The sequence below is a fragment of the Soonwooa purpurea genome (assembly GCF_053891095.1).
In genome coordinates this window covers 19,291-42,477 of record NZ_JBSSMA010000006.1, presented here as the reverse complement: position 1 = coordinate 42,477, position 23,187 = coordinate 19,291, and the positions used below count along the sequence as shown (strand labels likewise).

General features: G+C 35.3%; 22 protein-coding genes. 12 read left to right on the top strand and 10 right to left on the bottom strand.

Going from position 1 to position 23,187, the window contains the following annotated elements:
* Nucleotides 1-53 precede the first annotated feature (53 nt).
* The 6 genes from ACVFVN_RS07055 to ACVFVN_RS07030 all read right to left on the bottom strand — a co-directional run bounded on the left by ACVFVN_RS07055 (nucleotide 54) and on the right by ACVFVN_RS07030 (nucleotide 7,243).
* Nucleotides 54-935 (bottom strand): SDR family oxidoreductase, encoded by an 882-nt coding sequence (locus tag ACVFVN_RS07055; RefSeq protein WP_456234763.1) that lies wholly within the window; start codon nucleotides 933-935, stop codon nucleotides 54-56.
* Between the two features lie 70 nt (nucleotides 936-1,005).
* Nucleotides 1,006-1,626, bottom strand: coding sequence for a lysoplasmalogenase (locus ACVFVN_RS07050; protein WP_456234762.1), 621 nt, complete (start codon nucleotides 1,624-1,626; stop codon nucleotides 1,006-1,008).
* Nucleotides 1,627-1,761: 135 nt separating this feature from the next.
* A complete protein-coding gene (locus ACVFVN_RS07045) occupies nucleotides 1,762-2,319 on the bottom strand; it encodes a hypothetical protein (protein ID WP_456234761.1) in 558 nt (185 codons plus the stop codon).
* A gap of 19 nt (nucleotides 2,320-2,338) precedes the next feature.
* A complete protein-coding gene (locus ACVFVN_RS07040) occupies nucleotides 2,339-4,942 on the bottom strand; it encodes a hypothetical protein (RefSeq protein ID WP_456234760.1) in 2,604 nt (867 codons plus the stop codon).
* Between the two features lie 120 nt (nucleotides 4,943-5,062).
* Entirely contained in the window at nucleotides 5,063-5,482 is a 420-nt protein-coding gene (locus ACVFVN_RS07035) for a hypothetical protein (RefSeq protein ID WP_456234759.1), read from the bottom strand.
* Nucleotides 5,483-5,896: 414 nt separating this feature from the next.
* Nucleotides 5,897-7,243 carry a dihydroorotase gene (locus ACVFVN_RS07030; RefSeq protein ID WP_456234758.1) on the bottom strand — a complete coding sequence of 449 codons (1,347 nt, stop codon included), beginning with the start codon at nucleotides 7,241-7,243 and terminating at the stop codon, nucleotides 5,897-5,899.
* A gap of 159 nt (nucleotides 7,244-7,402) precedes the next feature.
* Here ACVFVN_RS07030 and ACVFVN_RS07025 point away from each other — a divergent pair, with 159 nt between their 5' ends.
* The 8 genes from ACVFVN_RS07025 to ribA all read left to right on the top strand — a co-directional run bounded on the left by ACVFVN_RS07025 (nucleotide 7,403) and on the right by ribA (nucleotide 14,413).
* Complete coding sequence (locus ACVFVN_RS07025) at nucleotides 7,403-8,827, top strand: oligosaccharide flippase family protein (protein ID WP_456234757.1); 1,425 nt, start codon at nucleotides 7,403-7,405, stop codon at nucleotides 8,825-8,827.
* A 148-nt stretch (nucleotides 8,828-8,975) separates the two neighbouring features.
* Nucleotides 8,976-9,995, top strand: a complete 1,020-nt coding sequence (locus ACVFVN_RS07020; RefSeq protein ID WP_456234756.1) for a sugar phosphate nucleotidyltransferase — start codon at nucleotides 8,976-8,978, stop codon at nucleotides 9,993-9,995.
* A gap of 114 nt (nucleotides 9,996-10,109) precedes the next feature.
* Nucleotides 10,110-10,919 carry a DUF4292 domain-containing protein gene (locus ACVFVN_RS07015; protein ID WP_456234755.1) on the top strand — a complete coding sequence of 270 codons (810 nt, stop codon included), beginning with the start codon at nucleotides 10,110-10,112 and terminating at the stop codon, nucleotides 10,917-10,919.
* On the top strand, nucleotides 10,916-12,475 hold the full coding sequence (locus tag ACVFVN_RS07010; RefSeq protein WP_456234754.1) for a murein hydrolase activator EnvC family protein: 1,560 nt from the start codon (nucleotides 10,916-10,918) through the stop codon (nucleotides 12,473-12,475). Before ACVFVN_RS07015 ends, ACVFVN_RS07010 begins: the two co-directional genes overlap by 4 nt.
* Nucleotides 12,476-12,513: 38 nt before the next feature.
* A complete protein-coding gene (gene tatA, locus ACVFVN_RS07005) occupies nucleotides 12,514-12,714 on the top strand; it encodes a twin-arginine translocase TatA/TatE family subunit (protein ID WP_165134206.1) in 201 nt (66 codons plus the stop codon).
* Nucleotides 12,715-12,717: 3 nt separating this feature from the next.
* Nucleotides 12,718-13,332, top strand: coding sequence for a DUF4254 domain-containing protein (locus ACVFVN_RS07000; RefSeq protein ID WP_456234753.1), 615 nt, complete (start codon nucleotides 12,718-12,720; stop codon nucleotides 13,330-13,332).
* Complete coding sequence (locus ACVFVN_RS06995; protein WP_165134210.1) at nucleotides 13,329-13,799, top strand: hypothetical protein; 471 nt, start codon at nucleotides 13,329-13,331, stop codon at nucleotides 13,797-13,799. Before ACVFVN_RS07000 ends, ACVFVN_RS06995 begins: the two co-directional genes overlap by 4 nt.
* 17 nt (nucleotides 13,800-13,816) lie before the next feature.
* Nucleotides 13,817-14,413, top strand: coding sequence for a GTP cyclohydrolase II (gene ribA / locus ACVFVN_RS06990; protein ID WP_456234752.1), 597 nt, complete (start codon nucleotides 13,817-13,819; stop codon nucleotides 14,411-14,413).
* 57 nt (nucleotides 14,414-14,470) lie between these two features.
* Here ribA and ACVFVN_RS06985 read toward each other — a convergent pair whose 3' ends face one another.
* Complete coding sequence (locus ACVFVN_RS06985; RefSeq protein ID WP_456234751.1) at nucleotides 14,471-14,995, bottom strand: hypothetical protein; 525 nt, start codon at nucleotides 14,993-14,995, stop codon at nucleotides 14,471-14,473.
* Nucleotides 14,996-15,111: 116 nt separating this feature from the next.
* On the opposite strand from ACVFVN_RS06985, the gene ACVFVN_RS06980 reads away from it, so the two are divergent.
* From ACVFVN_RS06980 to ACVFVN_RS06965, 4 genes are all read left to right on the top strand, one after another.
* A complete protein-coding gene (locus ACVFVN_RS06980) occupies nucleotides 15,112-16,794 on the top strand; it encodes a glycoside hydrolase family 3 protein (RefSeq protein WP_456234750.1) in 1,683 nt (560 codons plus the stop codon).
* A gap of 100 nt (nucleotides 16,795-16,894) precedes the next feature.
* On the top strand, nucleotides 16,895-18,019 hold the full coding sequence (gene bshA / locus ACVFVN_RS06975; RefSeq protein ID WP_165134218.1) for an N-acetyl-alpha-D-glucosaminyl L-malate synthase BshA: 1,125 nt from the start codon (nucleotides 16,895-16,897) through the stop codon (nucleotides 18,017-18,019).
* A gap of 64 nt (nucleotides 18,020-18,083) precedes the next feature.
* Entirely contained in the window at nucleotides 18,084-19,355 is a 1,272-nt protein-coding gene (locus tag ACVFVN_RS06970; RefSeq protein ID WP_456234749.1) for a DUF2851 family protein, read from the top strand.
* Nucleotides 19,348-19,569, top strand: a complete 222-nt coding sequence (locus ACVFVN_RS06965; protein ID WP_165134221.1) for a PspC family transcriptional regulator — start codon at nucleotides 19,348-19,350, stop codon at nucleotides 19,567-19,569. The genes ACVFVN_RS06970 and ACVFVN_RS06965 overlap by 8 nt, the downstream gene beginning before the upstream one ends.
* Nucleotides 19,570-19,641: 72 nt before the next feature.
* Here ACVFVN_RS06965 and ACVFVN_RS06960 read toward each other — a convergent pair whose 3' ends face one another.
* The 3 genes from ACVFVN_RS06960 to ACVFVN_RS06950 are packed head-to-tail and all read right to left on the bottom strand — an operon-like array spanning nucleotide 19,642 to nucleotide 23,125.
* A complete protein-coding gene (locus ACVFVN_RS06960) occupies nucleotides 19,642-20,409 on the bottom strand; it encodes a succinate dehydrogenase/fumarate reductase iron-sulfur subunit (RefSeq protein ID WP_165134224.1) in 768 nt (255 codons plus the stop codon).
* Nucleotides 20,410-20,433: 24 nt separating this feature from the next.
* Nucleotides 20,434-22,446: a fumarate reductase/succinate dehydrogenase flavoprotein subunit gene (locus ACVFVN_RS06955; RefSeq protein ID WP_165134227.1), complete on the bottom strand. Its 2,013-nt coding sequence runs from the start codon at nucleotides 22,444-22,446 to the stop codon at nucleotides 20,434-20,436.
* A gap of 13 nt (nucleotides 22,447-22,459) precedes the next feature.
* Nucleotides 22,460-23,125 (bottom strand): succinate dehydrogenase cytochrome b subunit, encoded by a 666-nt coding sequence (locus ACVFVN_RS06950; RefSeq protein ID WP_456234748.1) that lies wholly within the window; start codon nucleotides 23,123-23,125, stop codon nucleotides 22,460-22,462.
* Nucleotides 23,126-23,187: the final 62 nt, after the last annotated feature.

The window sequence follows — 23,187 nt, the reverse complement described above, 5'->3', positions numbered from 1 at the left end:
AAAACCTCTTCGTTTCTGAAAAGGTTTTTACTCTAAATTATTATAAATATAATCTAGTTACTTTTTTTAGCTTTAATCATTTGTTCTAACATATCCCACATTTCCGTAGGAATTTGATCGAGCATATTAAATTCACCTGCGCCCTGCAACCATTCGCCACCGTCGATAGTTACCACTTCCCCATTCATATAAGCCGAATAATCTGAAACCAAATAAGCCGCTAGATTGGCTAATTCCTGATGTTCTCCGACTCTTCTTAATGGAACTTTTTTACGCATATCGAATTTTTCTTGCAAATCGCCAGGAAGAAGTCTATCCCAAGCTCCTTTTGTTGGGAAAGGTCCTGGAGCAATGGCATTAAAACGAATTCCATATTTTGCCCATTCCACTGCTAAACTTCTCGTCATAGCCAAAACACCTGCTTTTGCACAGGCAGAAGGCACCACATACGCTGAGCCTGTCCAAGAATACGTCGTAACAATATTAAGAACCGTTCCGGGAGATTTGGTATCTATCCAATGTTTCCCGATAGAAAGCGTACAATTTTTGGTTCCTTTTAAAACGATATCCAAAATAGAATCAAAAGCGGAATGCGTTAATCTTTCAGTTGGTGAAATAAAGTTTCCTGCAGCATTATTTAATAGAATATCAATTTTACCAAATTCTTTTAGCGTAGCTTCTTTCATGGCTTCCACTTCGTCCCAATTTCGAACATCACAAGAAACACATAAAACTTTACCGCCCGTTTCTTCTTCTAATTCTTTAGCAGTGGCCTGTAATTTTTCTAAATTTCTGGAAGTGATAACTACTTTTGCTCCTAACTGAAGGAAATATTTGGTCATCGCTTTGCCCAAACCGCTTCCACCACCTGTAACAATGGCTACTTTATCTTGTAACGCTCCTTCGCGAAGCATAGGTTGTGTGTATAAATTCATAAGAAAATGTTTTCAGTAAAAATACTTAGAATTTTTTGGAAAGTCCTATAAAATAGAATGTAATGAATATCTATTTTGTAGATTTTAACATTCCAAGAACCAAGAGAAACTGAGCGGCAAAATAAGTAAGCATCACCAAAAGTTGGAGAACGACATTCGAATTCACAAATAAGGAAATAGAAAGAATTGAATCGGAAATGACAAACAGCAACGCACCAACTATCAGCAGTGATTTTCCTGTTCTAAGAATGGTAAAAAACATTGCGGAGATGACGATTCCGTACAAGATAACGGGAATTTTCATTTCGTCTAAATGCGGAAACAAGTAGCAAAACAAACCTAATAAATAAGCGATTATAAATGGTAAAAATCCCCAAGCATTTTTGATTTTAAGCTTGATAAAACAAATCACATAAAATACATGAGCCAATAGAAAACTCCCTAATCCCAAAAGAAATCCCCATTTGAACAGCAGAAATAAATCGCCAAAAAAACTAAAGACTAATCCTGCTAAAAACCATGTATTCGGCTTCATTTTTTGGGATTTAACTTCCAATACATAATATAAAGTAAGTAAAGGCAGCAGCATTATTTTGGTGAAAAACCTGAAATTCTCCTGATGTGATCCAACAAAATATAGATCAGCTAAGAAAAATACCAAAACCAGTATGAGTAAAAGCGTACGCTTCATAATCCGTTTCGTTTCAAGTAAAAATACAAATTATAAACACTCTGTTTTCAAATGAATAAAATTCTTCACATTCAAAACTTTCAAAAAAAAAGCACCACCTGTAAGATGATGCTTTTCAATTATTTAAAATAAAAATTACGGTTGCCAAAAAGACCAGAACGTTCCGTTGAAAACAGCTAATCGTTTTGCGCCGGCTTTTTTCACATAGACAATCATTCCGGGTGATGGACTGGGGATGTTATTCACATCTTCTACAATGGGAAGAATCATGGCTTGGGTATTGGATTCAAGAACAAAAGCCCCTTTTGCAGTGGTTTGGTTATTTCCTACAATTACTTTTGCATCTGCATTTTCGGATTTTCCGTTTTGGATATTTAGTAGAGATGTGATATTAGCATCTTTACCACTAAGATCCACCCATGCTGTTCCGTTATAGAACTTCATTCTGGATTTTGTGCCATTATCTTCAGCATGAAGAAGAATTGTACCTTCGGAAACATTGGTTCCTGTTGGTAGATTTTGTACATAAGGAAGAATCAATCCTTTATTATTTTGTTGCGTATCGCTGTTTTTTGCAAACTCTAACAATACAGATGTTTTGTCTGTAGCGGTTCCGGCATCATCACCAATAATGACTTGCGCAAAAGCAGATGACGAACAAATTGCAAATAATGCTATAAATAAATTTTTCATTGTTAATTTAATTTAAAAATTAAGGACAAGAAGGTGTTGAAAAACAGCTCCATTGCATTCCGTCATAAATTTTAAGACACTTATCTGTGGTATCATAAATCATCATCCCTTCTTGTGGATGCGTTATTTTACTTGGCGTACTTCCCCCATCACCTTCGATCTCAAGTTTGGTCATACGTGTTGGTACAAATCCTTTGTTATTGGACTCGACAACAGTGAAGCCAGAAGTTCTCACCATTGGCCAGTTATCATTTTCTGGACCAGCTCTTTTCATTAGCGTAATCCCGTGCTTCACTGGAATACCGGGGGCGGTTTGGTTAGCTGTATTGTAACATGCATAAGCATTACACGCCGTAAACACCCCATAAATCACACCTAAATCGTGACCACCCTGGTTATTACCATCTGTATTAGTAGGAAAACCGAGGTAATTAAGTGCTGAAGCTCCGTTCCCAGCATAATCAGATGGCAAAAGCACATACCCATACACGGTTTCACCAGCAGCAATACCTAAATCTTTGTAGCTGATTACCGAAAGCCCAATTTTTTGAGTTTGATTATCTGCAGAGACATAGTCATCAGAAGGACTATCTCTTCTGATAATTTTATATGACATATTTGGCATCAATGTAAACATTTTGGTTGTTGAAACAGTTATCACATTTCCTAATTCTGTTGGCATATTGGTGTTGTCAATACGTTTTATCGCCGCAATAAGCACATCATTATTTTGCCCTCTTTCGGTGACTAAGATCAGTTCATTTTGTGGATCAATGACTTTATAACCATTCTCAAAAACAATGTCATAACGCTCCGCATTGGATGATTGACTACTACCACTATTAGCAAAAGCATTGTCTATCCCTGCATTGATATAGCCCGCAGAAAATAAAGCTTCTACATCATCAGGATAAGAAATTGCCAAATTATTACTTGTCCCTGTATTCTCGATGTATAAGTTATCTCTTGAAGGCTGTGAAGTCGTGTTTCGACGCACATAAAATTTAGATGTTGGTGTTGCTATTCGTTGAATAGTTCTGGAGCCTGCACTGGTACTAAAAGAGGTAAGCTGTTTTCCAACTCCTTCTCCGTAATTAATACTATTAACCGTACTTTTCACTTGTAGAACACTATCAAAATTGTACGTTACGACCGATGCCGGAGGATTAGCTTCTGGCACATACGGATCACAGGTACTTACCACCTCATCCTTTGGCTCACCAGGTACCACTATCGTAATGGTTGCGGTATCTTTTACATTTGGATTTGTTTTAGAGACAATTTCGTATACAATGATATACGTTCCTGCAGGCGTACCTTCAGCCACCATCACACCGCCAGTACCCGGATGAATAGTAACTCCCGGATGAGTGGTACTGGTTTGAGAAATAATCACTTCATTCAATGTGGCGTTATTGCCATTCACTTTGTCGTTATCCAAAATGCTTCCCGTGCTTGTTCCTCCTGCCGGAATAGTGTAAGAATCGTTGACCGCATCGATAGTTACTGCTGACAGCGCAATTGAACTAATATATGAAGTATTAGAAGTGTTTCCATTGCTATTTTCTGTAATGGTATAAGGAATTGGCGTGGGCACACCAGTAAACCCTGCTCCTGCAATAAAGGTAATTACCCCACTCCATTGATTATAAGACCAAGTCCCTTCACCAGGAACTCTTAATTCCGTTTGACCAGGGAAACCACCAAGGTTGATGGTAAAATCGGAAGGATTAGTAATGGTACCTCCTGCCGAATTTTTATCATTTGCTAAAATATTGATGCTATTATTTACTAAAACATCATCCTGTGTCGTTGGTGCTTGATCTTGCTCTTCTATATCAACAACTGGACCTGTAGGGGTTGTTACTTTACTAAAAACGATATCATCAACTAAAAAATCATTCTGAGCTGCTGCACTTAAACTATTTTCAAGACTAACATAGAATTTTTTATCCACTGCATTAAGAGTTGCAGGTGTTTTAAAATTAACGGTCACTTTAGTCCAGGTTCTATTTCCAGAGGTAAAGGCATTACCCGATGCTATAATTTTTTTATTAGCATCATATATTCTTGGCATGATTGACACAGGACTATTCCAAACATTGACATAATAGGAAAGCTCATAATAGGTATTCGGTTCAAAATCCACATTCACTTTTCTGAAGTAAAAGGAAGTTAGATATACCCCTGCATTGACAAACATCGCATTGCCGGTTGCAGTTCCTGAATGATCATTAATACTTGCTATGTTCTCCCAACTCCATGCCGTCAATCCTGTTCCGTCAACTGCTTTACTAAGATTTTTAGGTGCTAATACGGCGTATCTGTTATTTTCAATGGTGATGGCCATTACCCTTTCATCGTAATGATAGGGATCACCTGTATTCGTTGGGTTATTTGCTGCAGTAGTTTTAGGATCATCCACAGTAGCCGGATCAGCAAACACATAATTCATTATACCCATTGGCGTGTACGGCGAAGGGAATCTTCCCCAGGCATTTTCAGCACTCGGCGTCGCGGTTGTAGTCCCAAAATCTTCACTGAAAATAACCTGCGCATTGGAAATTTTTGCACAAAGCAAGGTCAGCATACAACCTAGAGACAGAATAATTCTCTTATTCATATTTAAATTTTTTGATTAATTAAAACTTGATTACATTTTCATCATAAAAGCGCATAACAAAACCTCGCATCTTGTTTTTGCGTAACTTAATTTATCTGTGTCTAAAACAAATTAAGACTATTATGAAAAGAAATAAGGAGGAGGTCTTACCGCAAAGAAATAGGATAATTTTTGTAAAATATGAAACGGATATTTACTATTTTGTATTTTCTTCTCCACAAAGATTTTTTTTGGAGAAAACGTAAATATAATCTTTGTACCCACTAAATCTTCCGTACGTGGCGAGAAGCTTAAAGATTTAACCTTGCTTCCGACCGTCATTTGATCGTTAGACATCGGAAGCTTATTTTTAAAAACATATTCAACCGTTTTCGGTTGCTGGTTTTTTATCTTAGGAACTTTAGATTTGGCAAGCTCTTTAATGGTTTTTCCTGCTGGTTTTTCTATTTTCGATTCTTTCTTACTTCTTTCCTCAAAATCTTTAGAAACTATAGTGATGTGCTTTCCTTCAGGCGAATCCATATCAGCTATCACAATCATAGCATCGCCCTTCACGTAAATAAAAGCAGAGTCTTTTAGCGTAATATCTTTAGAAAAAAGAAAAGAAAAATTAAAAAGAATAAAGAGCCAAAAAATGCGAAGGACAAAATTCTTCGGAAAAAATAAAGGATTTGCAATCGATAATTTTGGCATGACAACAATAATATCCTAGCTGATGCTAATCTGCAAAATTACTAAAAAACCACAAATAAACTTATATTTAAAGTGAATAATTATTAATAATACATTATCAAATCCTAATTTAACATATTAAAGTCACCATATTATTCTTTTTCATAAAATTAATGAAAACCAAAAAAAACATTATATTTTCCATCAAAATCTAGCTTTAAACAAAAGAACCACATCTTTCTGATGCGGTTCTTTATGATTTATCAATTTAACTGAGTCATGCTAAATATTTACATTTCTATCAAACAACAATCTTTCTCCATGTTTAATAAGAGAGAAATTACCATTATCGTAAGCTAAATGCCCATTAACAAATGTTTGAGTAATTTTAGATTTCAATTCTGTTCCTTCCAACGGACTCCAACCACATTTGCTGATAATATTTTCCTTTGCTATTGTCCAAGGATTATCCAAATCTACCAACACCAAGTCGGCTTTATAACCTTCTTTCACAAAACCTCTTTTTTCTACTTGAAATAAAATAGCAGGATTGTGACACATTTTTTCTACCACTCTCTCCAAAGAAATTTTTCCATTATGGTAATTTTCCAACATCACCGCTAAAGAATGCTGCACCAAAGGCGCCCCAGAAGGACATTTTGTATAAACATATTGTTTTTCTTCCCAAGTATGCGGAGCGTGATCTGTAGCCACAACATCTATCCTGTCATCCAAAAGCGCTTCCCAAAGTCCATCCTTGTCTCTTTGCGTTTTCACAGCGGGATTCCATTTAATTAAACTTCCTTTGGTTTCGTAATCATCATTGGTAAATGTTAAATGATGAACGCAAACTTCAGCCGTAATTTTTTTGTCTTTTAAAGGAATATCATTTCTGAACAAAGCCGTTTCCTTCGCTGTTGACAAATGGAAAATATGCAATCTAGCACCTGTTTTCTCCGCTAACTCAACTGCTTTTGAAGACGATTTATAACAAGCTTCTTCACTTCTAATTAAATGATGAAATTTCACAGGAATATCTTCACCATATTCAGCTTTATATTTTTCGGTATTGGCTTTTATGGTATCTTCATCTTCGCAATGAACACAAATCAGCATTTTGGTTTTGCTAAAAATATTCTCCAAAGTTTCGGGATTGTCCACCAACATATTTCCAGTGGAAGAACCTAAAAACAGTTTAATTGCCGCCACATTTTTCGGATTGGTCTTTAAAACTTCCTCTAAATTATCATTGGTTCCACCCATTGAGAAAGAATAATTCGCGTAAGATTTTTCTGCACCTAATTGATATTTCTCTTCCAATAATTCCTGAGTTACCGCATTCGGAACCGTGTTTGGTTGATCGATAAAACTGGTAACTCCACCTGCAATTGCTGCTTTAGATTCAGATTCAATATCGCCTTTATGGGTTAAACCTGGCTCACGAAAATGCACCTGATCATCGATAACACCTGGAAGTAAGAATTTTCCTGAAGCATCAATTACGTGGTCAATATTTTCCTCGGAAATATTTTCAGCAATTTTCGAAATAATATCATTTTCTATCAACAAATCGCTTTCGAAAATTTGACCTTCATTGACGATTTGAGCATTTTTAATTAGAATTTTCACTTTTTTACTAAAAATTAAAGATTAGACTGAGAAATTAGAAAAACTGATTCCAAATTCTGATTTTCACATTTATTTCATTGCAAATTTAGAGTTTTAAAAAGACTAAAACCGATTTGCCACTATGAAAAACTAAATATTTACATTTGCAAAAAAACAATTTTGTATAAGAAACTTTTAACACAAACCCTCATATATGGTATTGGCGCAATTGCACCGAGAATTATTTTGTTCATCCTGAATCCGCTTCTTATTTACAAAATCCCGAACGAAGGATTTGCAATGTTCACACAGCTTTACGCTATTATTTCGTTTGTGAATATTGTGTTGTCTTTTGGTTTTGAAACGGCTTATTTTAGATTTTCTGCGGAGAAAGGTGAAGAGAAAAAAACATTCAACACCTCCTTTTGGTTTTTGTTTGCAACATCGAGTATGTTTTTAATTCTTTGTTATATTTTCAACCAACCTATTGCCGATTACTGGGGTTACAGCAACAATCCAGAATACATTAGATGGTTTGCCTTAATTGCATTTTTTGACACACTTCTAGTGATTCCTTTTGCTTGGTTAAGGTTTAACAATATGCCGATAAAATATTCGGTAGTGCGGGTTGTGCAATCTGTATTTCAAGCGGTTTTCACCGCGGCTTTATTTTTTTGGATTCCTGAAAGTTTTTCTAAAAGCATTGGGTTGAATAACAATGTTGACTTCCCTTTCTTTAGTAATTTAGCTGGAAGTTTTTTAGGCGTTTTACTCTTATTTCCAATTATTTTGAAAGTAAGATTTCAGTTCGTAGCTTCTTTATTTAAAAGAATGATTACATATTCTTTTCCATTGATGTTAGCTGGACTGGCTTTTATGGTGAACGAAAACTTTGACAAAACTATCCAAAGAAATCACATTTCGGACATGGAGGCTGGCGCTTATGGCGGGTGCTACAAATTAGCAGTTTTGATGACGCTTTTTGTAACCGCTTACAGAATGGGGATTGAACCATTCTTTTTCAAACAAATGGACAAAGGCGATGCTACAAAAACTTATGCTAAAGTTGCGGAATATTTTGCGTTCTTCGCTTCTATTGTCGCCTTAGGCATCATCGCCAACATTTCTTGGTTGAAGGCATTATTTATCCCAAATACCTCCTATTGGATTGCTATTGACATTATCCCGATTATTGTAATAGCTAATCTTTGTTTTGGGATATATTATAATTTTTCAACTTGGTACAAAGTAACTGACAGGACTAGCATGGGAACGATAATCTCTTGGACGGGCGCTGGGATTAATATTGGATTTAATTATTTAGCATTAGTCCATTACCAAAGCATGATTGGTTCTGCCTGGGCAACTTTCGGGGCATATCTTGTGATGATGATTACCTCCTACTTACTCGGTCAAAAATATTATCCAATCCCTTATCGCATAAAAAAAATGACATTATTTTTAGTTATGTTGGGCATTTTCAGTTTCATCATTGTTAAATACTTTGATTATAATGTATGGCTGAGCAATTTATTATTAATTATATTTATCGCAAGCATTTTGGTTTCTGAAAAAAAAATGATTCTACAACTAATAAAAAGATAATTTTAATAATCACAATCAACACTTTACTAAATATTAAAGCCAATGATTTGCTTTACAAATCTTATATTTTTACATTTGGAAAATTATCTATAGTGTAAGAACATTTATTACACCTCATAACCAAAAAAAACAAAACACACCTTATATAATGAAAATTATAGTTCCTATGGCTGGACGCGGATCTAGACTTCGCCCACATACACTTACTGTTCCAAAACCATTAATTCCAATTGCTGGCAAGCCAATTGTACAAAGATTAGTAGAAGACATCGCTAAAGTTGCTGGAGAATCTATTGATGAAATCGCTTTCATTATCGGCGATTTCGGCGACGAAGTAAAGGAATCATTAATAAAAATTGCTGAGAGCCTTGGCGCCAAAGGCAGCGTATATGTACAAGATGAACCTTTAGGAACGGCCCATGCCATAAAATGTGCGGAAGCTTCTATGAAAGGCGATGTTGTCGTAGCTTTTGCAGACACTTTATTCCGTGCAGATTTTGTTTTAGATAAAAACTCGGACGGCGTTATTTGGGTGAAAAAAGTTGAAGACCCATCCGCATTTGGCGTTGTAAAATTGGACGAATATGGCTTCATCACAGATTTTGTAGAAAAACCAAAAGAATTTGTTTCTGACCTTGCAATCATTGGTATTTATTATTTTAGCAATGCTGAAAAGTTGATGGAAGAAATCAACTTCATCATGGATAATGATATAAAATTTGGTAGCGAATACCAATTAACAACTGCTTTGGAAAATCTCCGTCAAAAAGGCGCGAAATTCACGCTTGGGAAAGTTGACGATTGGATGGATTGTGGTAACAAAAACGCTACTGTAGAAACCAATAGCAAAATTCTTGAATACGAAAAAGAATGTATGGCGCAATATCCAAGCAGTGCCAAAATCGAAAACTCATTGGTTATCCAACCTTGTTTCATTGGTGAGAATGTTGAGATCAGCAATTCTAAAATAGGCCCCAATGTATCTGTTGGAAATGGAACCAAAGTTATTAATTCCAATATAGACAATTCTTTAATACAAGAAAAAACCATTATCGACCACGGCAATCTTTCCAACTCGATGATTGGTAACTCGGCACAATATTTTGGTGTTGCCAGAGAGATTTCTTTGGGGGACTATTCCGTTTTGGATTTCTTTTCAAAAGATTAACAAAATCAACATTTTTATTATTTTGAGATTTAGTTTCTGAAAAACAAGAGACTGAATCTCAAAATATTTATCGCCATCTGGCGTTAATTTTGCAAAGCCTATTAAAAATTCAAAATGAAAAAGTTAGGAATTATCATACTTGCAGCTTCGGTCTTATCCGCTTGCCATACACAAAAAACGGCAACAGAGACGACAGCCACTGCGCCCATAAGCACTACAGAACCTATTAAATCCAACAAAGAATTTTTTAATAAAATTGCTGAAAAACCCGCTTTTGAGCAAGTAAAAATTAACAGCAAAATTAATGTTGAAAACGGCAGTTTTATTCCACCAATTTCAGCAACTATTTATATCGAGAACGGACAAAAAGTCTGGATGAATATGGCTGCACTTTTCATAAATGTTGCACGCGGTATAGCAACGCCCGATGGAGTCAAAGCCTACGAAAGCTATAATAAAACCTATATCGATTCGGATTTTTCGTATTTAAATGATTTATTAAAAGTCAACTTTATCGATTATACATCTCTGCAAAATTTATTAATTGGTAAAATCTTCACACCAATCAACGAACAAGATTTTGAACTAACTCAAAATGCACAAGGTTTTAGCCTTAATTCAAAAAAAAATATCAAAATCGAGGTTGACGGTATCCTTAATGAATATGCTATCCAAAATGATTATTCCGAAGATTTGAATCTTATTAAAGTGAGTCTAAATAATCTAACGAATAAGGATCTATTAGAAGTTTATTATAATAACTGGGGAAAAGCTGAAGAATTCGCTTTCCCAAAAAATGTTAAAATAATTATAAAAGGAAAGAAAACCGACCAAATCTTAATCGAAAACACGAAATTTGATTTTTCCAAAATGGCAACGCCATATTCGGTGCCTAATAATTATAAAAAGACCGCGATTAAATGATAAAGAAGATTAGTTTTCTATTAAGCATCTTATTTTTCGGAAGCATTTTCGGCCAAAATACAAAAGAACAGCTACAAAAGCAAAACGCTGATATCAAAAAGCAAATTGCAAATATCAATGCAGATCTTGCTAAAACCAAAAACGAGTCCAAGCTGTCACTCGCATACCTCAATGCCGTTAATCAAAAAATTTCTTTACGAGAAAAATCTTATAACAATACCCAAAAAGAAAAACGTTTTATAGAAGACGACATCTATAGATCGCAACTCGAAATCAATAAAAACAAACGAGAACTTAGCAAACTTCGTAAAGATTATGCCGAAATTCTTGTTAAAGCCTATAAAAATAAAGGGGTACAAAATAAAGTTACTTTCATTTTGTCATCCAAAAACATTGGCGAAGCACTTCGTCGTATCCAGTATTTAAAACAATATTCTGAGTATCAAGATCGTAAAGCGGCAGAAATCACCAACAAAGCCACTGAAATCCAAAAAAACATTGCTAAAAAACAACAATCTGTAAACGAAAAAGACAAGCTTCTTATCAACCAGAAAAAAGAATTAGCAACCATCGAAGTGGAGCGTAAACAAAAAGAAGATCTTTTGGTTGAGTTTAAGAAAAACGAAACGCAATTAACGACCGAATTAAAACAAAAACAAGCGCAACAACGTTCTTTGGAAGGGCAAATCCGTGCAATTATTAATGAAGAAATTCGCGCTGCTAAAGCCAAAGCCGAAGCTGAGAAAAAAGCCGAAGAAGAAAGAAAAAGACAAGCTCTAATTGCTGCAGCAAAAGAAAAAGCAAGAATCGATGCCGAAAATAAAGCTAAAGCCGAAGCCCTTGAAAAAGAGCGAAAAGCATTAGAAGAAGAAACAAGAAAAGCCAGAGAACTCGCTGCAAAAAAAGCAGCTGATGAAAAAAAACGTGCTGATGAAGCTGCAAAAGCAGAAACAGATGCAAAAGCAGAAGCCAGAAGAATCCTTGCAGAAAGAGAATCGAACGATGCAAAAGCACGAGCAAAAGCCGCTGAAGAGCGTTTAGCCGCTGCCAAAGCCGCTGAAGCAGCATTAAACAAGAAAAAGGAAGAAGAGAAAAAAGAAGCAGAAACCAAAACCATGAAAGCTTTTGGAGTTGGAAGTGTAACCGCCGGTAGTAATTTTGCTGAAAGCAAAGGGCGAATCGGTTTCCCTGTAGAACGTGGAAATATCACCCACAGATTCGGACGTCAACAACACCCAGTTTTCAAAAATATTTGGGAAGAAAACAATGGTATCAAAATCGCTGTTAGCCCAGGTTCAAAAGCACGTTGTGTTTTCCCTGGCGTTGTATCAACAATTATCGTAGATGGCGGAACCAAAACAGTGATGGTAAAACATGGTAACTATTTTACAGTTTACTCTAATCTTTCTAACGTCTATGTAAAATCCAACCAAACGGTTTCTGCAGGAACTCAGATTGGCGAGATTACTACAAGTCTAGACGGTTCTTACACATTAGATTTTCAAATTTGGAATGGGACAAGTCCTGTTGATCCAATGGGTTGGGTTTCGTATTAAAAAATAATGTAACTTTGTCGAATTAAAAAATGTAAATAATGTATCAGTCATTAAGCATATTAGCAATTTCTTGGCAACATATTTTAATCGTTGCTTTAGTACTCTTATTATTATTTGGAGGTAAGAAAATCCCTGAGTTGATGAAAGGTTTGGGATCAGGCATCAAAGAATTTAAAGATGCTGTGAAAGAAGAAGATAAAAAGGGTGAAAACAACAATAACTCTTCTACCAACAATTAATAGATGGGTTTTACAGAACAGGCTTGGGATATCTTTAATCAGTCGATTGAAGACTATCATCAACTAGATCATGTCGACACTTTAGAAAATAATCCGTTCCAAACTAACAGCTTGGAACATTTTTTGTATAGAAAGAATTGGATTGACACCGTACAATGGCATTTGGAGGATATTATCCGTGATGAAAATATCAATCCGGCAGAAGCTCTTCAACTCAAACGTAGAATAGACTCATCCAATCAAAAAAGAACTGATTTGGTAGAAAATATTGACGATTGGTTTTTAGATAAATTCAAAAATATTACTCCAAAAGATAATGCTAGGATTAATTCTGAAACAATAGCTTGGGCAATTGACAGACTTTCAATTTTAGCTTTAAAAATATATCACATGAACCAAGAAGTTTTTCGTAAAGACGCTTCCGAAGAACATGTCGCCAAATGTTCTGTAAAGCTAAATGTACTTTTAGAACAGCAGAAAGATCTCATGACAGCGATTGACCAATTGCTAATTGATATTGAAAACGGTAATGTTAAGATGAAAACGTATAAACAGATGAAAATGTATAATGACGAATCTCTTAACCCAATCCTTTATCAAAAAACGCAAAAAAAATGATTCGCTGGGCTGGAGTTAGACTTTTTATTTTTCTGTTAATCCTTTCTTCTTTTGCATCTTGCACTACGGAGACAAGTTTTTATTCTGAAAATACTTTATCCAATGATTTTGCATTGGCAACGGAAAGAAATTTCTCTCCAGAAAGAATTTCTTATAGTTCTACTATTTCCAATTTGGTGTCAACTTTTCCTAAGTTCAAAAACGTTGCTGTTAACAATCAAGTCGCTGAACTGAAGCAAAACTTAACCAATTATCTGTATGCGATACAGTCTTCTAATGAGAAAGAAAAAAAGAAATCTTTTAAACAATTCGAAGACAGTTACAAAAATATCCAAAGACTTAGAAAATATCTGAAAAGTGATGACGACCAGGTCCTTAATCGCTATTTGGTAAATCTTAAAACCAATGTGAGCCTTTTGGAAGCGGTGGAAAAAAATGAATCCAAAAACATTATTAGTACCAAATAATTAATTTTCAAAATTTAATGCTCAAAATACAAGCTGAAGCCCATGTGCCAACAGAGTTGGGCAATTTCAGAATTATCGCTTTTTCTGACCGCGAAGACGACTGGATGCCTCACATGGCGATTATTGCAGATCATACGGATTTTTCAAAAGATGTCAACGTAAGATTCCATTCGGAGTGTATTACTGGAGAAGTTTTTCATTCCAAAAAGTGTGAGTGTGGTCCACAGTTAGATGCGGCCCTTTCTTATATTAACAACAATGGTGGCGTGGTTGTCTATCTTCGCCAAGAAGGTAGAAATATTGGCATTATTAACAAATTGAAAGCTTATTCTTTACAGGAAAAAGGCTTGGATACAGTTGAGGCTAATTTAAAATTAGGACTTCCTGCAGATGGAAGAAAATTCGATGTAGCTATTGATATTTTAAATATTTTAGACGTTAAGGCAGTCAATTTGATGACCAATAATCCTGAAAAATTAAAATATGTTGAAAATAGCAATATCAAACTTAACTCCAGAATTCCTTTACAGATAAAAGCGACCGAAATAAGTTCGTCTTACCTTAAAACAAAAAAAGATTTTTTCGGTCATCTTCTAAACGACCAAGATTTATAACAAAAAAGCGAGAACATTTTCTCGCTTTTTTTTATTTTATAAGTATTTTAATTTTCTCTATTTTAAAGATACTGGTTTAGAATCGTCGATTTTATAACGCAGGATAACTTCATCATAACTCATTTTTGACAAGTTAGAATTAGCGCCTTTACCAAATTCTGCAGGTACAAGAATTACTCTGAAAGTTTGGTTTTGAGAAAACTCTGGTGTTGTCGTCACATCATAAGTCCCTTGCAATGAAATGGAAAAATCTACCACCGAATAGTCATAGTCATAGTCAATCTCTTCGCCGTTATCTAAATAAATAGTTTTAGGAATCGGCTCCCATATTGGTTTACCATTGTTTAAGTTTCCTTTTTTTCTGTAAATCAATACAAAATCTTGATCCAGCAATGGCGCATTAAAACCTTGTACGTACGTAAAATTATTAGCAGGTGTAAAATTAACTCCTTTTAAATCATAAACTTGTGGATAATCTACTGGAGCAGGAACCTCATGGACAATCTCCCGATCTGTTGTACAACTAACAACAGCGCCCAGACCCAAGATTGCCATTGCTGATATAGTCAAATATTTTTTCATAGTTTTAAAATTTTATTTGTTAATCTTTTTGCGTTCAAAATATATACCACATTTCTTTTTTAATAAAAAATGAAGATATATCTTTATAGTCACTTAATATTTTAGATAAGTAAAACATGAAAAGGTTAATTCTGGTAATTACAATTTTTAGCTTAATTTTCTATAAAGCACAATACACACCGAAAAACATTAGCGAAGAACAAACAAAAATTGCTAAAGAATGGGTTGATAAAACTTATAACGAACTCTCGGAAGATCAAAAGTTAGGACAACTTTTCATTGTTGCATTGTACACCAACAAAGGTATTGATCATATTAATGAAATTCGGAATTTAGTTTCGAAAGAGCAAATCGGTGGTTTAATTTTGATGCAAGATGATGCCGCTATGGAGGTCAACCTTGTCAACGAATTCCAGACGCGCTCTAAAGTTCCGATGATGATTGGTATGGACGCAGAATGGGGAATTTTCCAAAGAATTGCTAAAGCTTACAAATTTCCTTGGGCGATAACATTGGGCGCTATCCAAGACGAAAAACTCGTTTATGAGATGGCAGCAAAAATTGCCACAGACTGCAAAAGAATGGGCATCAATTGGGATTTTGCGCCAGTTGTCGATGTTAATACCAATCCTAATAATCCTATTATCGGGAATCGTTCTTTTGGATCCGATGTTCAAAATGTCATTTCTAAAGCAAATGCTTATTCTCACGGTTTACAAGACAATAATATCTTGGCCGCCATCAAACATTTCCCAGGACATGGCGACACAAGCGCAGATTCTCATTATGATTTACCATTGGTAGACCACGATATAAAACGACTCAACGACATTGAGCTAGCACCTTACAGAGCTTTAATAAAAGAAGGAATTGGTGGCGTGATGGTTGCCCATCTTTATGTCCCAACATTAGAAAAAGAACAAAATATTCCCGCTTCAATATCAAAAAGTATTATTACCGATTTGTTAAAAAACCAATTGGGTTACAAAGGTTTGATTATCACAGATGCGCTGAATATGGGCGCGGTAGCCAATCGTTACCAACCTGGACAATTGGACGCTTTAGCCTTTAAAGCAGGCAATGACATTATGCTTTTCTCACAAGGCGTAAAAGAAGGAAAACGATTGATTGCTGAAAGCATCAAAAAAGGTGATTTATCTAATGAACGTTTGGAAGAAAGTGTAAAGAAAATTTTGTTTACCAAATATTATTTAGGCTTAAGCAAATACGACAACAAAAACCCAAATAACATTCTTGAAGATATCAACAATGCATCGCATCAACAATTGGTACAAAAACTTTATGAAAATGCGTTGACATTATTAAAAGATGACAAAGCGCTACTTCCCCTAAACGCTCAAGAAAAAATATATTATTTAGGTCTTGAAGAAGCGCCCTATCAAACTTTTCAAAATCTATTGAAAAACAACTTAAATATTGAAATAATATCGTCAAAAGAACTTTCGAAACTTCCAAAAAATAGCAAATTGATTATCGGCATTCATAAAGATAACAGTACCGCTTACAAGCCTTACAAAATTTCGGAAACATCAAAAAAAATAATTGCTGAGGCATCGAAAAAACACCAAGTTATTTTGAATATTTTTGGAAGTCCTTATGCACTTCGTGACCTGGACACCGATAATATTTCTACACTTTTGGTTTCCTATGAAAACAATGATGACTCTCAAAAAGCAACGGTGAATGGCTTAACAGGAAAAACAAAAATCTCTGGAAAGCTTCCAGTATTGGTAAATGATACTTGGCAATTTGGCGCCGGAAAAACATTAGACAAATAATAATTTTAAATGAAATTTAGAATTTTCAAATAATAGAAATTGTGTAAACCAATTATATTATGTTAATAAATTCAATAAATTGTCACCTCAAAATAATACAATGAAAATAGGAATTTTATGTTATCCAACTTACGGCGGAAGCGGCATTGTGGCCACAGAACTGGGAATGATTCTCGCAAATCAGGGTCATGAGGTTCATTTCATAAGTTCAAATCTTCCTGCAAGATTGGACATGACGCGCGCCAATATTTTCTTTCATAAAGTTCAGGTTGAGAATTATCCGCTTTTCAAATTTCCACCTTATGACATTGCATTATCATCGACGATTTACCAAGTTGTAAGTCTTTACAATCTGGATATTTTGCATGCACATTATGCCATTCCGTTTGCATATTCTGCGTTTTATGCCAAACAAATGCTGAAGGAGGACGGAAAAGATATTCCGTTGATTACCACACTCCACGGCACCGACATCACTTTGGTTGGGCAACATCCTAGTTATAACAAAGCAGTTGAATTTTCTATTAATCAATCCGATGCCATTACCTCGGTTTCGGAAAGTTTAAAACAAGATACCCTCAAAAATTTCAATATTAAAAAAGAAATCAAGGTTATCACCAACTTTATCGACAATCGTCTTTTTTTAGATAAAAACATTTGTTGTCGCGACCAATTTGCAGAGCCTCGCGAAAAGATTTTGATACATGTTTCCAACCTACGTTCGGTTAAAAGAATTCAAGATGTTTTGGCTGTTTTTAAGAATGTTCAAAAAGAAATTGACAGCAAGCTCATCATTATCGGCGAAGGACCCGATATGGAAAAAATAAATTCGTTCTTGACAAAAAATCCAGAATTGATTAATAAGGTTCGGCTCCTCGGAAAAGTGGACGAGCTTTACAGAATTTTGAAACTGTCAGACGTTTTTTTACTTCCTTCCGAGCAAGAAAGTTTTGGTCTTGCGGCTTTGGAAGCTATGGCTGCCGGAACGCCTGTTATCAGCAGTAATGCCGGCGGAATCCCGGAAGTTAACATCCATGGAAAAACAGGATTTGTTGCCAATATCGGCGATGTTGACGCGATGACAACATACACCAAACAACTTCTTTCTGACGAAAAACTATTGGCAGAAATGAAACGCAATGCCAAAGAAAACGCGGAACTTTTTGACATCGACAAAATAATTCCACAATATATAGAACTCTATAACGAGGTTTTGAAAAAATAAATTATTTCTGTGTTTTATTGATAATTAAATTCTAATTTTATTTATCAAACTAAAAAACACCGTGATGATTAAAGAAGATTTTCTACAATATTTGTGGAGTAAAAAGTTATTCGAAAATTATGACTTTGTTTCTACAAAAGGCTTTCCTATCGAAATTTTAAATTACGGACAGTGGAATCACAACCAAGGTCCAGATTTTCTATTTGCACAAATTAAATACCAAGACACAATTTTCGCTGGACATATTGAACTACATGTAAAGTCGTCTGATTGGTATTTTCACAAACATTCTCAGCAGGAAGATTATCAAAATATTATTCTGCATGTTGTTTACAAAGACGACTGCGACATCGATTTGCTAGTAGAAAAAAATATCCCAACTTTAGAAATAAAACAATATATCGATAATAAAAAATTAAGCACTTTCAATCAAATGGATTTGGAACATTTTAAATTCATTCCTTGTGAGGAGCTGATTACTCAGGAGAAAGTTCCACTGTTTTTTCATGAAGAAAAGCTTTTAGAAAAGCTTAGCCAAAAATCTGAATCGATAAAAAATCAACTTTCTGAAACCAAAAACGATTACGAAGCCGTGTTGTTCATCAATCTTGCTTACGCCTTCGGATTAAAAATAAATGCGGACATCTTCAAACAATTGGCTGAAAGTATCGATTATTCGGTTATAAAAAAAATACGGCAAAACCCCACGGCTTTAGAAGCTTTATTTTTCGGTCTTTGTGGCTGGTTGGAAAGTCCTAAAGATGATATGATGAAAATTTGGGCTCGTGAGTTTCAGTTTTTAAAATCTAAATTTAATTTATCAAATATTACTTTAAATCCAAAATTTTCAAAACTGCGTCCACCGAATTTCCCTAATATAAGATTATCCCAATTGGCGCAACTTCTTTCCCGAGAACCTCATCTTTTTTCAAAAATTAAAATGGCAAAAAACATTACGGAATTAAAGACTATTTTTTTGGATATAAAAGCCTCCGAGTATTGGGATACCCATTTCAACTTTGGGAAAATATCGTCAGAAAATTCATTGAAAAAACTAAGTGACGAATTTGTTGAACGCCTCCTTATTAATACTATTCTTCCTACAAAATACTGCTTGGAATTAGAATGCAACGAAAATATCAACGATGAAATTATTAAGTTTTACCAAGACTTAAAGACTGAGAAAAATTCGGTTATCGACACTTGGGAAAGTTTCGGCATTATCTCGAAATCGGCTTTGGAAACCCAATCTTTGCTGCAACATTACAAAACTTTTTGCAACGAAAAAAAATGCCTAAATTGCGGCATTGGATATAATATTTTAAAACATGATTAACAATATACGTCACCGTTTTGAGAGAGAGTGGTTTGGAGTTTTGACGAGAATGGGAAGTAAGTTGGGGATACCCGTTTCGAAACTTCGGGTGTTTTTTATATACTCAACTTTTGCAACGGCAGGAATATTTTTTCTATTCTATTTGGGTCTAGCTTTTACACTTTGGATAAAAGATTGTATCGTTGTTAAAAGACCGAATGTCTTTGATCTTTAAAAAAAAATAATTTTTAAAATAAAAAAAGCTTTCAGAAATTCTGAAAGCTTTTTATGTATATAAGATTTTGTCTTATCCTTTATCCGCAAAAGCAGACATATATTCTCTGTTCATTCTAGCGATCGTTTCTAGAGAAATACCTTTAGGACATTCTACTTCACAAGCACCAGTGTTGGAACAGTTCCCAAATCCTTCTTCGTCCATAGCTGCTACCATGTTCAGAACTCTTCTTTTAGCTTCTACTCTACCTTGTGGTAATAATGCATATTGAGAAACTTTTGCACCTACAAATAACATTGCAGATCCGTTTTTACACGTTGCTACACAAGCACCACAACCGATACAAGCTGCTGCATCCATTGCTCTGTCTGAATCTTCTTTTGGAACAAGGATATTGTTAGCGTCTGTTGTTCTCCCCGATGTATTTACAGAAATAAATCCACCTGCAGCCATTACTCTATCGAAAGCACTTCTGTCCACAACTAAATCTTTGATTACCGGGAAAGCTGCACTTCTCCAAGGTTCGATAACGATAGTTTCTCCATCTTTGAAATGACGCATGTGTAACTGACAAGTTGTGATACCTGTATCGGGACCGTGCGCACGACCGTTGATGTATAAAGAACACATTCCGCAAATCCCTTCACGACAGTCGTGATCGAAAGCGATAGGTTCTTTACCTTCGTTAATTAAGTTTTCGTTCAGAATGTCTAACATTTCTAAGAATGAAGAATCTGTAGAAACGTCAGATATTTTATAGGTCTCAAATTGACCTTTGGATTTATTATTTTTTTGTCTCCAAATTTTCAGCGTAAGATTTAAGCCTTTTTTTGCACTCATAATTATATATTTATTGGTTGGAGATTATTTGTAACTTCTTGTTTTAACTTCGATGTTATCGTACACAAGCTCTTCTTTGTGCATTACTTCTTGGTTTATATCGTTTCCTTTATATTCCCAAGCTGCAACATACTTGTAGTTAACATCATCACGTTCTGCTTCACCATCTGGCGTAGAGTGATCTTCGCGGAAGTGACCTCCACAAGATTCGTTTCTGTTCAATGCATCAATGGCCATTAATTGACCTAATTCTAGGAAATCTGCTACACGAAGTGCTTTCTCCAATTCTGGATTCATTTCATCATTAGAACCAGGAACTTTTACATTCTTCCAGAAATCGTTTCTTACTTCTTCAATTTCTTTAATTGCTTCACTAAGACCTTCTGGTGTTCTTCCCATACCCACTTTGTTCCACATAATGTGACCCAATTTTTTATGGAAATAATCTACAGAGTGTGTTCCTTTATTATTCAATAAATAGTCAATTCTATCTTTAACTTCTTTCTCAACTTGGTTGAAAGCTTCAGAATCTGTTGGAATCTGTCCTGTTCTAATATCAGCAGAAAGATAATCTGCAATAGTATAAGGAAGAACGAAATATCCATCCGCTAAGCCTTGCATCAAAGCAGAAGCACCCAGTCTGTTAGCTCCGTGATCTGAGAAGTTAGCTTCTCCAATTACGAAACATCCAGGGATTGTAGATTGTAAGTTATAATCTACCCAAACACCACCCATTGTGTAGTGAACAGCAGGGTAAATCTTCATTGGCGTTTCATAAGGATTGTCAGCAGTAATTTTCTCGTACATTACGAAAAGGTTACCATATTTCTCCTCAATCCAAGCTTTACCAAGATCGTAAATTTGTTGTTCTGTAGGATTGTGAATATGCTTTTCAATAGCAGCTTCTCTACCTTTTTTCATAATTTCTGTAGAGAAATCTAAGAACACACCTTCTTTAGTATCGTTATTTTCGATACCGAAACCAGCATCACATCTTTCTTTACCTGCTCTAGAAGCAACGTCTCTAGGCACCAAGTTACCGAAAGCTGGATATCTTCTTTCCAAATAGTAATCTCTATCGGCTTCAGGGATATCTTTTGCTTTTTTCTTACCTTCTCTAATTGCTACCGAATCTTCAATATTTTTAGGAACCCAGATTCTTCCAGAGTTTCTAAGAGATTCAGACATCAAAGTTAGTTTAGACTGCTGCGTTCCGTGAACTGGAATACAAGTTGGGTGAATCTGTACATAGCAAGGGTTTGCGAAATACGCTCCTTTTTTGTGGATTTTCCAAGCCGCAGAAACGTTAGATCCCATCGCGTTAGTCGATAAGAAATAAACATTTCCGTAACCTCCAGAAGCAATAACCACTGCGTGAGCAGAATGTCTTTCAATTTCTCCTGTTACAAGGTTTCTTGCGATAATTCCTCTTGCTTTTCCATCTACGATTACCAAATCTAGCATTTCGTGACGGTTGTACATTTTAATTCTACCTTTACCAATTTGGCGGCTCATTGCAGAATACGCCCCTAATAATAACTGTTGACCAGTTTGCCCTTTTGCGTAGAAAGTTCTTTTTACCTGAACCCCACCGAAAGAACGGTTATCTAACTGACCGCCGTAATCGCGCCCAAAAGGAACCCCTTGAGCAACACATTGGTCAATAATATTTGCTGAAACTTCCGCTAAACGATAAACGTTAGCCTCTCTTGCACGGTAATCTCCCCCTTTAATAGTATCGTAAAACAATCTATAAGTTGAATCCCCATCTCCTTGATAATTTTTAGCAGCGTTAATACCTCCCTGAGCCGCAATAGAGTGCGCTCTTCTTGGAGAATCTTGATAACAAAATGCTTTTACGTTATAACCTTGCTCAGCCAATGTAGCTGCAGCAGAACCTCCTGCCAAACCTGTACCCACAACAATAATATCAATTTTATCACGGTTGTTAGGCGCAACAAGGTTCATGTGATCTTTATGATGACTCCATTTGTCCTTCAGTGGACCAGCTGGAATTTTAGAATCTAAATTACTCATTTTATTTATGATATTATTGAGTTATGAAATGATAAACCGCGATAAAAATAAATCCTAGCGGAATAAGAATTGAATACCAAGTTCCGAAAGCCTTAATAAAAGGCGTATACTTTGGATGTCTAGCTCCAACAGATTGGAATGCAGATTGGAAACCATGTGCTAAATGTAATCCTAACAAAACAAAAGCTACAACATATATTGCCACCTTAATAGGATCAGCAAATTTAGCATGTAGTTCTACCCAAAACCTGTCTGTACCCATAGCATCTACGTTCCCTTCGATGTATTTGAAATTCATTTCATGAACCCAAAAGTCATACATGTGAAGTCCTAAAAATGCTAAAATTACCAATCCAGAAATAATCATATTTCTAGACATCCATGAAGAATTTGCTGCAGCACCGCTAACATCGTACTTTACTGGTCTCGCCTTGTTATTTTTTGCTTCTAAAATGAATCCCATAATAAAATGGAAAAACACTGCAAAAATCAATACAGGTTGCATCAGATATTGGATAAATGGATTATAACCCATAAAATAAGATGCCTGATTAAACCCTGTCTCACTAAATACCGATAGCATATTAGTGAAAAGATGCATCACCAAGAAAACCAGCAAAAAAAACGCCGATAGTGCCATTGCATATTTTCTTCCTATTGAAGATGAAAATCCTGCCATAATCTAATTTTATTTTTTTTTGAATACGCACAAAGTTAAAAAAATGTTAATTGCAGTCCTCG

What these genes read in the sequence shown, in the direction of transcription:
- ACVFVN_RS07055 (WP_456234763.1), bottom strand. Translation starts at nt 935, where the DNA reads ATGAATTTATACACACAACCTATGCTTCGCGAAGGAGCGTTACAAGAT.
- ACVFVN_RS07050 (WP_456234762.1), bottom strand. Translation starts at nt 1,626, where the DNA reads ATGAAGCGTACGCTTTTACTCATACTGGTTTTGGTATTTTTCTTAGCT.
- ACVFVN_RS07045 (WP_456234761.1), bottom strand. Translation starts at nt 2,319, where the DNA reads ATGAAAAATTTATTTATAGCATTATTTGCAATTTGTTCGTCATCTGCT.
- ACVFVN_RS07040 (WP_456234760.1), bottom strand. Translation starts at nt 4,942, where the DNA reads ATGAATAAGAGAATTATTCTGTCTCTAGGTTGTATGCTGACCTTGCTT.
- ACVFVN_RS07035 (WP_456234759.1), bottom strand. Translation starts at nt 5,482, where the DNA reads ATGATTGTGATAGCTGATATGGATTCGCCTGAAGGAAAGCACATCACT.
- ACVFVN_RS07020 (WP_456234756.1), top strand. Translation starts at nt 8,976, where the DNA reads ATGAAAATTATAGTTCCTATGGCTGGACGCGGATCTAGACTTCGCCCA.
- ACVFVN_RS07015 (WP_456234755.1), top strand. Translation starts at nt 10,110, where the DNA reads ATGAAAAAGTTAGGAATTATCATACTTGCAGCTTCGGTCTTATCCGCT.
- ACVFVN_RS07010 (WP_456234754.1), top strand. Translation starts at nt 10,916, where the DNA reads ATGATAAAGAAGATTAGTTTTCTATTAAGCATCTTATTTTTCGGAAGC.
- tatA (WP_165134206.1), top strand. Translation starts at nt 12,514, where the DNA reads ATGTATCAGTCATTAAGCATATTAGCAATTTCTTGGCAACATATTTTA.
- ACVFVN_RS07000 (WP_456234753.1), top strand. Translation starts at nt 12,718, where the DNA reads ATGGGTTTTACAGAACAGGCTTGGGATATCTTTAATCAGTCGATTGAA.
- ACVFVN_RS06995 (WP_165134210.1), top strand. Translation starts at nt 13,329, where the DNA reads ATGATTCGCTGGGCTGGAGTTAGACTTTTTATTTTTCTGTTAATCCTT.
- ribA (WP_456234752.1), top strand. Translation starts at nt 13,817, where the DNA reads ATGCTCAAAATACAAGCTGAAGCCCATGTGCCAACAGAGTTGGGCAAT.
- ACVFVN_RS06985 (WP_456234751.1), bottom strand. Translation starts at nt 14,995, where the DNA reads ATGAAAAAATATTTGACTATATCAGCAATGGCAATCTTGGGTCTGGGC.
- ACVFVN_RS06980 (WP_456234750.1), top strand. Translation starts at nt 15,112, where the DNA reads ATGAAAAGGTTAATTCTGGTAATTACAATTTTTAGCTTAATTTTCTAT.
- bshA (WP_165134218.1), top strand. Translation starts at nt 16,895, where the DNA reads ATGAAAATAGGAATTTTATGTTATCCAACTTACGGCGGAAGCGGCATT.
- ACVFVN_RS06970 (WP_456234749.1), top strand. Translation starts at nt 18,084, where the DNA reads ATGATTAAAGAAGATTTTCTACAATATTTGTGGAGTAAAAAGTTATTC.
- ACVFVN_RS06965 (WP_165134221.1), top strand. Translation starts at nt 19,348, where the DNA reads ATGATTAACAATATACGTCACCGTTTTGAGAGAGAGTGGTTTGGAGTT.
- ACVFVN_RS06960 (WP_165134224.1), bottom strand. Translation starts at nt 20,409, where the DNA reads ATGAGTGCAAAAAAAGGCTTAAATCTTACGCTGAAAATTTGGAGACAA.
- ACVFVN_RS06955 (WP_165134227.1), bottom strand. Translation starts at nt 22,446, where the DNA reads ATGAGTAATTTAGATTCTAAAATTCCAGCTGGTCCACTGAAGGACAAA.
- ACVFVN_RS06950 (WP_456234748.1), bottom strand. Translation starts at nt 23,125, where the DNA reads ATGGCAGGATTTTCATCTTCAATAGGAAGAAAATATGCAATGGCACTA.